Annotated in this window: 12 protein-coding genes; 11 read left to right on the top strand and 1 reads right to left on the bottom strand. The window is 39.4% G+C overall.

Going from position 1 to position 16263, the window contains the following annotated elements:
• The first annotated feature begins 13 nt into the window (after positions 1-13).
• The 10 genes from ACE1CA_RS17810 to ACE1CA_RS17765 all read left to right on the top strand — a co-directional run bounded on the left by ACE1CA_RS17810 (position 14) and on the right by ACE1CA_RS17765 (position 13573).
• Entirely contained in the window at positions 14-1372 is a 1359-nt protein-coding gene (locus tag ACE1CA_RS17810; protein ID WP_413281997.1) for an O-antigen ligase family protein, read from the top strand.
• Between the two features lie 119 nt (positions 1373-1491).
• A complete protein-coding gene (locus ACE1CA_RS17805) occupies positions 1492-2757 on the top strand; it encodes a flippase (RefSeq protein WP_486517425.1) in 1266 nt (421 codons plus the stop codon).
• Between the two features lie 44 nt (positions 2758-2801).
• On the top strand, positions 2802-3839 hold the full coding sequence (locus ACE1CA_RS17800) for a hypothetical protein (RefSeq protein WP_413281999.1): 1038 nt from the start codon (positions 2802-2804) through the stop codon (positions 3837-3839).
• A 161-nt stretch (positions 3840-4000) separates the two neighbouring features.
• The gene (locus ACE1CA_RS17795) at positions 4001-4930 is read left to right on the top strand and encodes a glycosyltransferase family 2 protein (RefSeq protein ID WP_413282000.1); all 930 of its coding nucleotides are present in this window, start codon (positions 4001-4003) and stop codon (positions 4928-4930) included.
• A 121-nt stretch (positions 4931-5051) separates the two neighbouring features.
• Complete coding sequence (locus ACE1CA_RS17790; protein WP_413282001.1) at positions 5052-6197, top strand: hypothetical protein; 1146 nt, start codon at positions 5052-5054, stop codon at positions 6195-6197.
• A gap of 147 nt (positions 6198-6344) precedes the next feature.
• The gene (locus tag ACE1CA_RS17785) at positions 6345-7448 is read left to right on the top strand and encodes a glycosyltransferase family 4 protein (RefSeq protein ID WP_413282002.1); all 1104 of its coding nucleotides are present in this window, start codon (positions 6345-6347) and stop codon (positions 7446-7448) included.
• Positions 7449-7647: 199 nt separating this feature from the next.
• Positions 7648-8925: a glycosyltransferase family 4 protein gene (locus tag ACE1CA_RS17780; RefSeq protein ID WP_413282003.1), complete on the top strand. Its 1278-nt coding sequence runs from the start codon at positions 7648-7650 to the stop codon at positions 8923-8925.
• Between the two features lie 167 nt (positions 8926-9092).
• Positions 9093-10253 carry a glycosyltransferase gene (locus ACE1CA_RS17775; RefSeq protein WP_413282004.1) on the top strand — a complete coding sequence of 387 codons (1161 nt, stop codon included), beginning with the start codon at positions 9093-9095 and terminating at the stop codon, positions 10251-10253.
• 12 nt (positions 10254-10265) lie between these two features.
• Positions 10266-11171, top strand: coding sequence for a glycosyltransferase family 2 protein (locus ACE1CA_RS17770; protein WP_413282005.1), 906 nt, complete (start codon positions 10266-10268; stop codon positions 11169-11171).
• A gap of 212 nt (positions 11172-11383) precedes the next feature.
• Positions 11384-13573: a GumC family protein gene (locus ACE1CA_RS17765; RefSeq protein ID WP_413282006.1), complete on the top strand. Its 2190-nt coding sequence runs from the start codon at positions 11384-11386 to the stop codon at positions 13571-13573.
• Between the two features lie 275 nt (positions 13574-13848).
• On the opposite strand, the gene ACE1CA_RS17760 is transcribed toward ACE1CA_RS17765, so the two are convergent.
• Positions 13849-14112 (bottom strand): hypothetical protein, encoded by a 264-nt coding sequence (locus tag ACE1CA_RS17760; RefSeq protein ID WP_413282007.1) that lies wholly within the window; start codon positions 14110-14112, stop codon positions 13849-13851.
• Between the two features lie 326 nt (positions 14113-14438).
• Between ACE1CA_RS17760 and ACE1CA_RS17755 the strand changes: the two genes are divergently transcribed.
• Positions 14439-16028, top strand: a complete 1590-nt coding sequence (locus ACE1CA_RS17755) for a NupC/NupG family nucleoside CNT transporter (protein ID WP_413282008.1) — start codon at positions 14439-14441, stop codon at positions 16026-16028.
• The last annotated feature ends 235 nt before the right edge of the window (positions 16029-16263 follow it).

The raw sequence follows: 16263 nt of genomic DNA, 5'->3' as shown, positions 1-16263 counted from the left end.
TATCGTATTCTCTATGAGAGATTTTGTTCTAAATCCACCAATTCTAATTATCTTAATAGGCATCTTTTTTGTTTACTTTTTATTATTATTTCGTTTGGCTAGGATACAAAAGATAGCCATCATTTTTGAAAAAGTTACTATTGTTTTATTTTTATTACTTTTAATTAAACCCACAATACCTCCTCTTATCTATCTTCAACCGGATGCGCTTGCTGGTCGCGACAAAACTTTTATATCAGCAATTGTTCAGTTAGCTGTCTATGGCTTTTTCATAGTTTTATCTAAACCATTATTTCGTGATTTTTCTCAAAGCTTATTTTATCTCTTTAAAGATAGTTATTTGGGAACTATACTAATACTTTCTTTTTTTTCTAGCCTGTTTTCAGAAACCCCTTTGGTCTGTCTTAGGTTTGCTATAATTCAATTCTTTATCAGTTTGTTTGCTGCTCAAATTGCTCGAAAAAATGACTGGGATAGACTAGAAAAATATGCCCGATCGATGTGCTGTGTTGCAGCAATTCTAAGTATTTTCACTGTTTTAGCAATACCGTCAAAAGGAATCGATATAAGCGATATTCCTCCATTTGATGTACGTTGGATAGGCATTTTCCCATTTCCAATTAAATTAGGAACTGGTATGGCTTTGAGTATTACACTCTGGCTCAATCACTACTTATCTAAAAAGAGCTTAGTTAGCATTGGCGTAATTGCTCTGTCATTTTTTCTATTGGTAAAATCTGCCTCTGCACAAGCATTCTTTACCCTCATTGTACTTTTAGGCTTTCTCTTTGTGCATAATTTTATGCAGAAGTTTAATCCAAAACAATCTTTATTGATAGGAATGCTGCTAATTTTTGTATTTATCTTTGGTTATATAGTACTGACTACAAACTTAGAAGCGATTTTTGGAGCTTTTGGTAAAGATACAACCCTGACAGGTCGAACAGAGTTTTGGCCTCAAATGCTTGATTCGATTGCCAAACGTCCAATATTAGGTTATGGAGTACAAGGATTTTGGCAATCTTGGCGAGGAGAAGAAAATCCTGCTGCACATATTAGAGCAGTTCGGGGATTTATTCCGCCGAATGGTCATAATGGTTTTCTAGATTTAGCTTTGGAAATAGGCTGTATTGGATTAGGACTATTTTTAGTTTCACTGATTCTAAATTTGGTTCGGGCATTTAATTTTTGGGGGCGATCGAAATCAGCTGAATCAGTATTTCCATTACTAATAATTGCATACGTTATCATGTCAAACGTTTCAGAAACTCAACTTTTCGTAGCAAATTACATCTGGTTCTTCTATGTTATTGTTGCAGTTCGATTAAACTTGGGAAGGGCAAAACAGTACTCATTAAGTGCTACTTTATAGCAAGCGATCGTTATAATTGCTTAACTTTTAGCAGAAACTCAATGCTTAATAGGATTATAGAAATTCAGCACAAACTAAGCCCCAATTTTCGTAAGGTCATCGCAAACATATTTTGGTTGATGGCTGATAATGTCCTACGTCTGGGCATTGGGTTGGTTGTAGGGGTTTGGGTAGCTCGCTATTTAGGCCCTCAACAATTTGGACTGCTTAACTACTCAGGTGCTTTTGTGGGATTATTCGGCGTTATTGCCCAATTAGGACTTGGCAGTATTGTAATTCGTGACCTTGTGAGAAATGTTGCCTCTGGAAATGAGATTTTAGGTACAACATTTATCCTAAAGCTGGTCGGAGGGATTATATCCTTTCTGCTGGCAATAGCTACTATTTTTTTAATACGAACTGACGATCAAGAAAGTATATGGATCACCGGGATTATTGCTCTTAGTTTAATTTTTCAGATATTTGATGTTATTGATTTTTGGTTTCAATCCCAAGTTCAATCGAAGTATGTTGTTTATGCTAAGAATGGTGCATATATTCTAGCTAATGCCATTAAAATTTTATTAATTCAGGCAAAAGCACCGTTGATCTTTTTTGCGGTTATAACTTTGGGAGAAATTGCTTTCAGCGCTCTTGGTTTAGTCATTGTTTATCGTCTTACTGGACATTTATTTAAGACCTGGAACTTTAACTTTTCCTTGGCAAGGGATTTATTAAAGGAAAGTTGGCCTAATATTCTCGCTGGTTTTTCGGTCGCAATTTATATGCGAGTTGACCAGTTGATGCTAGGTATCATGGCTGGGGATGAAGCAGTAGGGATTTATTCAGTGGGTGTAAGACTCGCAGAAATTTGGTATTTCGTACCCATTGCAATTTCAAGTTCTGTAAATCCAGCTATTATTCAAGCCAAGCAGAAAGGAGAGGAAAGTTACTATCGCCGCATTCAGAAAGCATTAAATCTTGTAGTAGTGTTGGGTTATGCTCTTAGTATCGGGACAGCATTTTTAGCAAAGCCAATAATTACATTGTTATACGGTTCAAAATTCATTGATGCAAGTACAGTATTAACCATTTATATATGGGCTGGAGTTTTTGTATCTTTAGGGCTAATTAGAGCTATCTGGGTAACAACAGAAGGTATGTTGCGCTTTGGCTCTCTAACAACCTTTATGGGTGCCGGAATGAATATTTTGCTTAATTCTTTTTTGATTCCACGTTATCAAGGAACAGGAGCAGCCATTGCCACCGTTATATCCTATGGTTTTTCTGATTATTTAATTCTTCTAATTTACCCACCGAGTCGAAAAATAGGTATTGCTATGACAAAAGCTTTGGCACTTGATTTTATAATTAGTAAATTACCTTTCTTCAGAAGAGAACACTAAATAGTTCTGTAATTAATACAAATTAGATACTGAGAGGATTTGCCATGAAAATATATACCTTTAATGCACCAGAAAAAACACCTGTAGAGTTTTTATATCCTCTAAGACCCGCAAACAGAAACCCAGAGTTTAGCCAGCTTATAGCTCAGTCAGCATGGGAGGAAGTCACAAACATCAAAGATTGTGATATCGCCATTTTTCCAAACAAAGTATTTGATCCTGGTGATTTTACATTCGACTCTTCGGTTTTTGATGCAGTTCGACTCGCCGAATCTTTTGACAAACCAATAATTATTGATGCAACCTGCGACTATGATAAACCTTTAATAATTCCTCATGCAAGTATTCTTCGATTTGGTTTATTTAAAACATTAAAGCTGGAAAACGAGTTCGAGAGACCTTACTGGACTAAACAAAAGCAGAAAGAAGAATTAGAATCTTTGCCTGTTGATACTTATTCTAGTAAACCATCCGTAGGTTTTTCTGGCACAACAAATTCAGACGGAAAATTGTTTAAAGTTGGTCGAGCATTGCCATTATTTGTAGCAAAAAAGCTTCTGGCAAAAGGTAATATTGCTCGTCCCATAGACCTCAGATTAAAAAAGGGAATGAGTCACAGGTTGCGAGCAGCAGCAATGCAATTTTTAAGCCGTGACGCGAGAATTCAGTGCAACTTTGACATCACAAATAATCTACAAGATTATTACAATTTAGCTAATCCAAACCGCAATTCTATAGAAGCGATATTTAATGAAAATATGTCCAAAAGCGACTATATCCTCTGTGTCCGAGGTGTTGGTAATTACACTGCACGTTTTTATATGACTCTCAATGCTGGGCGTATTCCTCTAATTGTTGATACTGATAAAACCTTTCCTTTTGAAGAAAAGATTCAGATGGTTAAAGTTCCCCCTGAATCTTTAAGTAACATTGCTGATTTTATGATTCAACACTTTGAATCAGTAACCACAAAAGAATTCGCAGAAATGAAACGGGAAAATCGTGAGGTTTACAACCAATTTCTTGCACCACATCGTTATATTCCTTATTTAATTCAAGCTGCTTCTTCCCAATTAAAGTAAGTTCGTAAAAGCTGGTAAAGCTTGCTGCAAAAATGAATATATGAATTAACGCTTTTCACTAATTGATGACTGTACTAATTGTACTGATCTGTAGAGCTTGTTGTAAAAATGAGTATAGGATTTAAGTGTTTTCACCGATTAATTACTGTTGATAAAGCCTTATGAAAACCGCTGTTGCATTTTTAATCTTTAAGCGTCCAGATACAACAAAAAAAGTATTTGAAGCGATTCGGCAAGCTAAACCACCAAAATTATTAGTTGTTGCTGATGGGCCTCGCCCCGATCGACCTGATGAAATGGAAAAGTGTGCTGCGACTCGCAAAATTATTGATTCAATAGATTGGCAATGCGAACTATTGACCAATTATTCAGACAGCAATTTAGGCTGTAAAAATCGCGTCTCTAGTGGACTCGATTGGGTATTTGAAAATGTTGAAGAAGCAATTATTTTAGAAGATGATTGTTTACCCCATCCTACTTTTTTCCCTTTTTGTGAAGAGCTACTTGAATATTATCGTGATGATACGAGAATTATGTCCGTTTGTGGTGATAGCTCTCGTTCAAAGTTGAAGAGAACAAATTACAGCTACTTCTTTTCTTGCACAACCCCTATTTGGGGCTGGGCAACTTGGCGAAGAGCTTGGCAATATTACGATGTAAACATGAAACTCTGGCCGCTGATCAAGGATGGTAATTGGTGCAAGGACATACTGTTTCAGCCTGAAATAATTGAAGCCTGGGAGAATAAATTTCAGAACGTTTACAGTGGTACAATTGACACTTGGGATTATCAGTGGACATTCGCCTGTTGGATTCAAAACGGTTTAAGCGCGATCGCCAATGTTAACCTGATTTCTAATTGTGGTTTCCATGCAGAAGCAACTCATACCAAAGAAATCGATCATCGACTTGCTAATCAACCTACTAAAGCAATGGAGTTCCCTTTAAAGCATCCACCATTTGTAATTCGTGATACCCAAGCAGAGTATTACCACTTTAAGCATGACAATCCAGGCTTGGCTTTTCGAGCTAAAAAGAAAGCTCAGAAAATACTAAATCAATTTATACCTAAATTTTCCTCAAGGAGTTAAAAAATTATTGGTAATTATATTGTTGTTGTGTCAAATCCTCTGGTCATCAATGCAGTTTTTATGCAACCCCCTAAGATGTCTATCAAGAAATTCGTTGTAGTTGTTTACATTTTCAGGGAATATGCAAATATTAAAAATATTGTTTGTTGTTGGTTCTAAAGCACTCCAAAACCCAATGTGTAGTAATTGGATTAATGGATTGAGTAAGGCTGGTCATCAAGTAGCTACCGTATATTGGCAATCAACTCAACCCAGTTTTCAGGAATTAACAGATTGGGGTATTACTGAGCCTACAACTGTCTTTAATTTCTATCAGGAATTACCTGAGTCTACCCGAAATAATTTAGTCAAAATCCTTGGGGGAAGACCAGATATTTTATTCGGTTGGGAAGGAGTACCAACGCTCAAGCCATTACAAGTGGTGAAATCCAGTTTTCCAGAAGCAAAAACTGTTTTTTTGATTGATACTTATCCTAATGCACCACATTTCCTGAGTGAGTTACTACACAACTTACGTTACGGTTTTGCTAGTCACTTGATTGATGCCTATGTTTTTTACTCAAAAGCAATGCGTCAGCTATTTTCTCAGCAGGTCTTCTTCGCTAAGAAAAAACTTTACCTGGCATTAATAGAGCCTTTTTTGGAATCAGCTTTTGATTTAGGAGGAACTGAACTTCCTCAAGAGCTAAAGCTTGAACGAATTGACAATCAACCATATATCGTGTTTACGGGTAATGCTGGAAGCTTATGGAGTAACAATTATAAAGATGCAAGGGATGCGGTTGGAAGTTTTTTGTCACGTTTAGCCGAGCGCGGTGTGCATATCTTTGTCAATGGCAATGCCGACCTAAAAAATATTACTAAACTTCATCATTATCCTGCTTTCTCTAATACCGATTTGTTAGCAGGAAGATTTGCTAAATACATATCTCAGTTCGACGCTCACTTGATTTTCTATAACGAATTGAACAATACTATTAAACGAAGAGTTGCATCGGGTTTATCCACTCGGTTAGCATTTGCTTTAACCTCTACTTGCCCGATCGCAATTAGTCAAACTAGCCAGTTCGTTCATGAATACTGGGGAGAAAAACCCTTTGGTTTCATGTTTAAAGATCTGGATGACCTCGTTGAGTCGTTACATGATTCACAGAAGTTGAGCTTGTTACGCTCCAACATGGAACAGGTTCATCGATCGTTTTCCTTTGAAGCGCAGAGCGATCGCATTCATCAACTGTTTAAAGAGGTTATGGCAATTCACCCGTAGCCATCGTTTCTACTTAGGGGAACTCAAACAGAGTATTCACACTTTGAGTAGGACAACCCAAACCTAACTTTCTATGCAAAAAAAAGCCCGGAAGTTACTGGATCAACTCATACTTCATTCAAGATACAAATTTTTTAGAGATTCAAAATGCCAATTCTTACTTACGATTATCAAATCTTTGGCTCTCAGAAATACGGAGGTATTTCAAGATATTTCTATGAGCTTATAAATCACTTCATCTTAGACGAAGTATTTCAAACTTATGTGGTAGCTCCATTGTACATCAATAGTTATCTTAGAAAAATTCCATCAAAGTCAATTATTGGCTACTCAGTTCCTACTATTCCAAAAACTTGGAGACTTATTGAAAAATCAAACTTACTTTTGTCAAGTATATGGTTTCTAAAACATACACCTAATATCATTCATGAAACTTTTTACCGCCCACAGAAGTTAGCACCAAGCCAAACCAAAACTATAATTACTGTTCACGACATGATTCATGAGAAGTTCAGTCACTTGTCTCGTCCTGGTGACAAAATCTCTTTTGCAAAGAAGGAGGCTGTAAATCGGGCAGATTGGATTATTTGTGTATCTGAGAATACAAAGAAAGATTTAATTGATATTTGGAATATTGATTCAAGTAAAATTTCTGTAATTTATCATGGTTCTTCTTTATTTAATTTTCATACTCAAGAGAGTAGCGAAATTAGCAGCTTGGAACCATATATTTTATATGTAGGTTCTAGGTGGAACTATAAAAATTTTGAAAATTTATTAAGAGCTTATTCTAATTCAACTACCCTAAAAAATAATTTCAACTTGGTTTGTTTTGGAGATCGACCTTTATCAAATCAAGAATTTACACTTATTGAAGAACTCAAAATTCCTCGCAGTAAAGTCGTATCTGTCACAGGTAATGATAGTAAATTAGCGAAATTTTATCAGAGAGCTTCTATTTTTGTTTATCCATCTTTTTATGAAGGCTTTGGAATACCACTTTTAGAAGCAATGTCCATGAAATGTCCCATTGCTTGTAGCAACACAAGTTGCTTCCCTGAGATTGCAGGTAATGCGGCAGAATTTTTTGATCCTTATGATTTTGAAGATATGGCAAACGCAATAGAAAAGGTTGTTTTCTCCAGCAATAGAACCAAAGAACTAATTAAATTGGGAGAAGAAAGAGTCAAAACTTTCTCTTGGTCTGCTTGTATAGAGAAAACAAAACAAGCATATCTATCACTTGCATAAAGTTATAACTGACACAAATTGCTAAAATTTACACTATAAATTTGCTTTTTAAGTTTTAAGCATTTTGTGTATTCATTATTGGGATGCTAAACGTACTGATGCCTTAAACTAAAGATGAGGAAACTGGGTGTAGCAGTATAGTTCGTAAACTTGAAGTGATTTACTTATTATATCAAACCTAAATTTTAGAGGTGCAATAATGTCTTTTAAAAAATTTAAAATATTACTTTCAGCATTTGTCTGTCATCCTGAAAAAGGCTCGGAAGAAGGAATTGGTTGGAATTGGTTGAAGGAGTTATCGAAAGAGCATGAAGTTTATGCTTTAATTTCCTGTTTCTTAGATCAGGAAGAACCTGTGAGAGCAGCAGTTGAGGAATTATCCTATCGAGAAAACATACATCTAATTTTCATTCCAATGCCTCAAGGGTCTAACAAAATCATGTCTCTTTTTCCAATACTTGAATTCTATTATTTATGTGTCGAATGGCAGAAACAGGCATTAGCAGAGGCGAAAAAACTGCTTGAGAAAGTCGATATTGACATTATTCATCATGTTACTTATGGTTCATGGACTATACCGAGTTTTTTATGGCAATTGCCCAAACCTTTTGTCCTGGGGCCTGTTACAGGTAGCCAAAAGGTTCCACTAGTTGGCTATTTATTCTTACCACCTAAAGCGATCGTTCAAGAACTGGTTAGGATTGCTTATTTTCTTTGGGTAAGGATGACATCAGTAGCATCAAGAGAAGCAGTGAAGAAAGCAAAACTTGTTTTATGTGGAAACTTAGAAACTTTAAGCGAAATTAGCTCTATAAAAAAATCAGGTAAAAGTTTGTTTTTCTTAGATGTAGGGGTTTCTTATACATCTGAACTTGCTAAAGCTAGTGAACAAACAACAGGTGGTTGTAATACTTCAACAAGTATTTCTCTGCTTTGGGCAGGCTTGATTGAACCTCGGAAGAATTTTGGACTTTTATTAGAAGCTCTCAAAATTTTACCCTCCGATATTCAATGGAAATTAACTGTTGCTGGTACTGGACCACTTCTTACTTATTGGCAAGATAAAGTTTCTCGGCTAGGCTTGCATGAAAAGATTAATTTTTTAGGGCAGATACCCTATATAGAAATGTCTAAATGTTACCAGACTTCGGATATATTTGTTTTTCCTAGTTTAAGAGAAGGTACTGGTACTGTCATTCTTGAGGCATTAGCTAATCGATTGCCAGTTATTGCTTTAAGGCTAAATGGAGCAGCAACTGTACTAGCTGATGATTGTGGTGTGTTGATAGAAGTAAGGAGTAAAAAGCAAATGATTAATGATTTTGCTGACGCAATTACTAGTCTCTCTAGAGACCGGGATTTACGCAGAAAAATTGGAGAAAAGGGCTACGAAAGAGTGCGGTCTTTCTACACTTGGGAAAAACGAGGAAAACAAATGTCTTCTCTATACCAAAAAGTTCTTGATGGTATTCTATAGTGTTACTTAATTTCTCTCCTGAAATTAAGGCAACCAAGTGGAGTTAATTCTCTAAGTATTGGGTGTTACTTTGGAAACGTTTGCATTTGGCGACTACAATTCGTAGTAAATTTGTCATCAAAGCAAATATCACATACGAACTTGAAAAAAGGATGGTTGAAAATTCCATGAAAATTTTAAACTTGACAACAGCAATTCCCAGTAAATATGGCACAGGAGCAGATATTGCCTCTCAGCATTTTATTAATGCTATGAGAACTTTGGGACATTCTGTTTCTGTGGTTGGCTATCGACGTTGGGGCGATTCTCATCCATATAGCGAGGGTACGATCGAAGTAGGCGAACGCCATATTGAAACAAAAGCAGCAGGTTATTATCCCCTACTTTGGGGTGCGATCGCTCTCCTTCAGCAACTACCTTATACATCTGCTAAGTATTATTCAAAGCAGTATATTCAAAATGTTCGATCGTTGCTATCTAGAGATCGCTATGATGTAGTCATCCTAGAACATTCATCCCAGCTTTACTGGCTGAAATCTGCACTGAAAAATCACACCCAGGTAGCTGTTTTAGCCCATAACTTAGAACATCAAATTTATGAGGAACGGTTCAAAGATTCCTCAAATCCTTTGGGAAAGAAAGTGTATCAGCGAGAGGCACAATTAGTCAAACAGATTGAGGACGATCTTGCCCTCACGAGTAAGGCAATTTGGGCTTTGAGTCCGAGTGATGCAAATTACTTTATGCAGCCAGGTAAAAAAGCTGCTGTACGAGTATTTGAATTACCAAGTAGCGCTACTGTGCCGATCGATCCAAACTATCCGAAAACATACGATATTGGCATGATTGGTAGCTGGATCTGGAAGCCTAATATGGATGGATTAAATTATTTCTTTGAAAAAGTTTACCCTCTTTTACCACCCCATCTGTCAATTCGAGTTGCTGGAAGAGGTGCAGAATGGTTAAAAGACAAATATCCCAATGTCGAGTATTTGGGGTTTGTGGAAGATGCTCAAGAATTTCTCGCCCAAGCGAAAACAATAGCAATTTCTTCGATTCGAGGTAGTGGTGTCCAGATTAAAACTCTAGAAGCGATCGGACTGGGCAAACCCGTTGTAGCAACGCCCTTTGCTCTGCGTGGAATCAAGACTTTCCCGACAACCGTGCAAGCTGCTGAAACACCAAAACTATTTGCCGAATATTTACAATCAGCGATTAATAAGTCTGTCACTTCTGACGATCTAGAATCTGTGAAAGCTTGGGTGCAAAATCGACACAGCCAATTTCTGCATAGTGTAGATACAGCATTAGAGACTCTGGTTCACTAGGATTGAAGAACTATGCAGCCAACAAACATTGCCGTACTCCTGACCTGCTACAATCGGCGCGAAAAAACCTTACAATGCTTGCAAGCTCTATACAAACAGAGTCTTCCTACCGCGATCGAATTGAAACCATACCTGGTTGATGATGCCAGCACTGATGGAACGGCAGAAGCAGTACAGCAGAAATATCCTGACGTTCATTTGATTTGCGGAACTGGAAGTCTATTCTGGAATGGGGGAATGAGATTGGCTTTTGCATCTGCAAAAGTAGAAGACCCTGATTATTACCTCTGGTTAAATGATGATACAGTACTTTACCCCCAGGCGCTGAAAACTTTGCTGGATGTTTCTGCCCAACTTGCTAATCAAGGACAGAGTAAGGCGATCGTAGTTGGCTCCACCCTCGATCCAGAAACCAATATACCTAGCTATGGTGGGTTAATGCAGACTTACTGGTGGCATCCCCTAAAGTTTCACCACATCCATCCAGACCCTAACCAACCACGTCGCTGTGATACTTTACATGGAAACTGTGTCTTGGTTCCTCGTGCCGTTGCCGCCCTGGTGGGAAACTTGAGTCCAGAATACACCCATGATTTAGGGGACTATGATTATGGACTCAGAGCACGCCGGAAAGGTTGCTCTGTATGGATGGCACCCGGTTACATAGGAACTTGCTCTGCCAATCTCCCCAGTAGTCGGATGGTAAAAGCTGAACTGGCTCAAGCTAACTGGGGTCAGGTCGATCGCCCTAAAGGATTGCCTCTAGAAGATGTCACTCTGCATTCATTTCAAGAGTGGAAAGCATTCAGCCGTGAAAATGGCGGAGCTTTCTGGTTTTTCTACTGGTTATTCCCCTACCGTAGATTGTTTTGGTTAATACTAACCAAAAATTTAACCGTGAAAATGCCTACAAATTGACATTCTCAACATCTCTGACAACTGTTATCCGGGAATTTACAGTATTATTGTAATCGAGCGATCGAGCATTGCTAAACTTAGGGATTATTAGGAACTTAATTTCCACCCCAGTTGACAATAATATTTGCTTTATATTTTGAGGCTGTTAGGGTTCTGATTCTATAGAAATATATCTCACCTATTACAGGGAGTTGATTTAACTCAAAACCAAGATGGACAGACAGCCAGACTCTTTGCCAAAACTGACCGAAACCAACGGTAAATCGCCCTATCCTCCATTACAAAATCCCAGTTCTACTGACGCTGAAGAGGAAAAGTGGGACTTAGGTTGGCTGGTAGCCGTCACCCGCCGTCGGGGACTATTGATGGCAGGAGTTGTAGTAGGAACAACCTTGTTAGCTGGAGGACTATTCTTATTTTTGACGAGGTTCACTCGCCCTCAATATGAAGGTGAGTTTCAACTACTAGTCGAACCAATTACTGCCGAAGAACAACTAGCACGTTCTTCTACCCGTGCTCAGGGAGCAGATGTTGACCTACAAAGAATTAATATTGAACAATCCAGCCTGGATTACGAGTCACAAATCCGTATCCTGAAAAGTCCCAAACTACTGGAACCTGTGGTTAGCAAGGTGCGCCAAAAGTATCCAGACATAACCTATGAAAACTTAATCAAAAGCTTAAAGATTGCCCGAATCACAAGCCTATCATCAGACAAGAAAGAACTAGGCACGAAACTAATTGAGGTTCGCTACCAGGACACTGACCCGGAGAAAGTAAAATTTATTCTCGATAAGTTGTCTCAGGCTTATTTGAATTACAGTTTGAAGGAACGACAATCGACAATTCGACGCGGCATTCAATTTATTGACAGCCAGCTTCCCCCACTGCGCCAACGAGTCGATTCCCTGCAACAACAAATTCAAACTCTGAGGCAACGATACAACATTTCCGATCCCGAACAACAGGGTAAACAGTTGATCGAAACCACTGGTCGATTGGATCAGGTGGCGGCGGACAACCAAAGTCGGCTTGCAGAAGCAGAAGCTAAACGCGATGCTCTGGCGCAACAATTACAGAATGCCAACCCTCAAACCGTTTTGGGTACTCAAGCCACTTCTTCGGACAACACTAGCTATTACCAAACCTTATTAAATCAGTACCAGCAAGTTCAGGCTCAAATTGCTTTAGAATCTTCTCGGCTCCAACCAGAACACCCAGCGATGAAGGAGCTAATGGAGAAACGGAAAAATCTGCAAAACCTTTTGAAACAGGAGGCAAGCCGGGTAATAGGAACAGCGACCGACTCTGTTAGCATCGCACAAGCCCGCAGTCAGGCTGTTAACCAAGCGCAGGCTGAGATTAATCAGAGAATTCGACAGTTGTCTACTATTACTCGTCAGTATACAGATTTGCAGCGGGAGTTGCTGCTGGCAACCGATAGTCTCAATAAGTTTGCCAGCCGCAGAGAGGCATTGCAGATTGATGCTGCTCAACAAGAAATTCCCTGGGAGTTAACCATTCCTCCAAGATTAGAAGCCGATGGATCGGGCCAACCTATGAAGGTCAACAGTGTTAGTAAGGTTCGGTTTTTGGCATTAATTTTTGTACTGGCGGTGTTGTTGGGTGTGGGTGTAGGATTTCTGGTGGAGATAACTCAGGATTTGTTGTACAGCACCGATGATGTTAAACGATCGACCAAATTGCCATTGCTGGGAGTGATTCCCCATAACAAATTCCAGTTTCCAGAGGTTTCAATTTCGGTAAAAGAAGCTTTTCGATCGATCGCCAAAAATCTACGCCTACTCAGCAAAAACCACGCTCCACTCCGTTCTCTCACTATTACCTCAGCAGAAGAGGGAGATGGCAAATCGACGATCGCTCTAAAACTGGCAATCACCGCAGCTGCAATGGGGCAAAAGGTGTTACTGGTGGATGCGGATCTTCGCCATCCCAAAATTCACGAACTACTAGACTTGCCCAAGCAGCCAGGATTTAGTAACCTGCTGCAAAGCGACCAGGATATAAAGAACTTACTCCAATTGCCTCCCAACTATACCAATCTGATGGTTTTGACTGCCGGAAATTCTTCCCTTGACCTGGCAGAGCTTTTCACCACTAATCGAGTCGAGTCTCTGTTCCAAAAACTCCACGCAATGTTCGATCTGGTGATTTTCGATACGCCGCCTCTGCTTAGACTCGCGGATAGTGGCTTAGTAGCGGCTCAATGCGATAGTTTAGCTCTGGTGGTACGCTTGGGCAAAACCAGTCGTCCGTCGATTCTGGCAACCTTGGAGGAGTTAAAATTTTCGTCTACGGCTGTACTAGGGATGATTGTCAACGATGCACCGGAAACCGCATCCTCGATCCAAAGCTATTACCATCTCACCCGCAAGTCCTGAGCGGGTTAGGATGCTAATTGAGCAGTTTCTCGATCGCAACGGAATAAGCTGCTCCGAAAAACTTATCCAAATCTAACTAAACTTGAAGATAGATAGTCCAAAAAATTTGCACAACAATGTAGAGAAACTGGGGCAAGACGCGCAAGAAAAGGGTTATCTCTGGCAGCTAGTATCACTGCATCAAGGGCTTTTTACTGTCTACTTCCAGACACAGAAATAGCGAATAAGTTATAAACAATCTAGATCCCCGACTTCTTCAAGAAGTCGGGGATCTATTATTCTGGCATATCAATCCGATCGCGATTAGCAAACTCTGAAGGTGGACGTTCCGTACTCCATGCCCACCAAACTGTACCACAACGGCAGTGATAAAACTCCTGCCATTTTTTCCGATAGTCTTCAGTGTAGACGGGCGATCGACGATTGATCCAAACTCGTTGAGCCTCCATACTGGTAGCTTCACAAGTCGGACAACAGAAATTTTGTGCGTGAGTCGCTTTTTCAGTCCATTCGGGCGGAACAGGGGCAAAAGCTTCCATGATTCATTTATCTAGGGTCTTATCGCCCATTATCAACTTTACCGGACTAGATGTGTTACTGAAAATTGTCTTGCCAAGTAAAAGAGTCAAATTCTAGTCTACAAGATTTAAACGAAAATTTCCCGAATTTAGAAAATTAGCTAAATAACAAATCTATCAATCATACCCTTTTTCCCATTTTCTAAGTAAAAAATTAAAGAGTATAATTTTTCTCCTCTTTCACCTGTCTGATGATGTACCCTCTAAGTTAGGCAATCTCTCTGATAAACTCCTGAATTCCGGTTTCGGGGAATTATCATCAGATTATTCTTAACAAAGGTGTCATCATGTCTTACCTAAACTTAATTTCTTTTTTAGGAATATTCGGATTGTGTGTGGTCGCCTGGATCTTCTCCGAATATCGGAAAATTATTCCGTGGCGAGTCATAATTGGCGGCATACTCTTGCAATTAGTTTTGGGATTTTTAGTATTTCAATTTCCCCTGACTAGAAAAGCCTTAGAAATATTTAGTAGTTTACTAGACAGCGTATTTTTAGCAGCAGATGTAGGGGCAAATTTCGTATTTGGCAAAAATATTGTTCCTATCCCAGGAAGACCAGCAGATGTGAATTTGGGCTACATTTTTGCCTTTCGCGCCTTACCTACAGTAATTTTCTTTTCAGGATTAATGGCGTTATTGTACAACTTAGGAGTTATTCAATTAATTACTAATATTTTTGCCAAAGCTTTCTACAAAACCATGAGGTTAAGTGGGGCAGAATCTCTGAGTGGTGCAGCAAATATCTTTGTAGGAATTGAAGCTGCGATCGCAGTCAAACCCTTCATTGCTAAAATGACTCGTAGTGAAATTTGTGCCATTTTATCTTGTTGTTTTGGAACGGCTGCTTCTTCAACATTAGCAATTTATGTAAATTTTCTCAGACCAGTATTTCCGAATATTTTAGGGCATTTAGTATCAGCATCAATTATGGCGATTCCCGCCTGTTTTGTTCTGTCAAAAATCTTAGTACCAGAAAGACAAGTGCCTGTGACAGCAGGGGGAATACCTGTAGAAGAAAAAGTAGAATTCGACCCGGAAGCAGCACCAACAGAAACAGTAGGCGGAGAACCAATTGAACGAGTTAGTCCGATGGATGCAGCAATTTTGGGAGCACTTGATGGCGTAAAAATGGCGGTTTCTATTGCTGCTGTATTAATTTTAATTCTGGGTTTAGTTTCTTTAGTAAATCAAATATTTGCAGGTTTGGCTACTTTGCCAGGTTTTGTCGGACAAATTTTTACGGTAGTCACTTTACCAAATATTTTGGGTTTTCTCTTTTATCCATTGACATTGTTAACTGGAGTTCCCTTTGATGAAAGTTGGACTGCTTCGGTAATTATCGGACGCAGACTTTTAGAAACAGCAATTCCACCTTATCAAGCATTAGCACAAGCAGCAGCGGAAGGGAAGGTGAGCGATCGCACCGTCCTAATAGTCAGCTACGCTCTTTCCGGTTTTGCTCATATTGCTTCGGTGGGGATTTTCGTTGGTGGTACGATCGCACTAGCACCATCCCGCAGAAAAGATATTTCCGAGTTAGGTTGGAAAGCCTTATTTGCAGGTACTTTAGCAACTTTAATGATTGCTTGTATCGCAGGTTTTTATGACACTGGTAATCGTAGTATTTTAGGCGAAAAACAAGCACCCCCTCCCACTGTCGCCCCAGTGCAAACTCCCACACCCACCACACCAACACCCCAAGCTGCACCCCCAGTCACTCCCCAACCTCAACCTACACCCCAAGGGACAACACCCACACCTACCTCAGTCACCCCCAAACCTCAACCCACACCCCAAGCAGCAACACCCACAGCCACACCTACCCCAGTTACACCCAAACCTCAACCTACTCCTACAGTTAAACCTTCTCCTTGATCGGGTGTTAATCTGTTAAGCAGGGAGCAGAGGGGACTTTTGGGACAATGGGACTGGGGACAGGGGAAAGTTTTGAGTTAGGAAGAAAGTTATGAGTTTTAATTCAGATTTTGCAGCAGGGGAGGTAGAACCTCCCAATACTCGTTCCCAGGTTGAACCTGGGAACGAGAAACAGAGGCTCCGCCTCTTGGTGCAAGATATGAGTTAAGTTATCTCCTCCGCCCCTCCGCCCCTC

Source organism: Floridaenema evergladense BLCC-F167, from assembly GCF_041929205.2.
GTDB classification, from domain to species: domain Bacteria; phylum Cyanobacteriota; class Cyanobacteriia; order Cyanobacteriales; family Aerosakkonemataceae; genus Floridanema; species Floridanema evergladense.
Note: the sequence above shows the minus strand (reverse complement) of the source record. Positions and strands in the feature narration are given on the sequence as shown.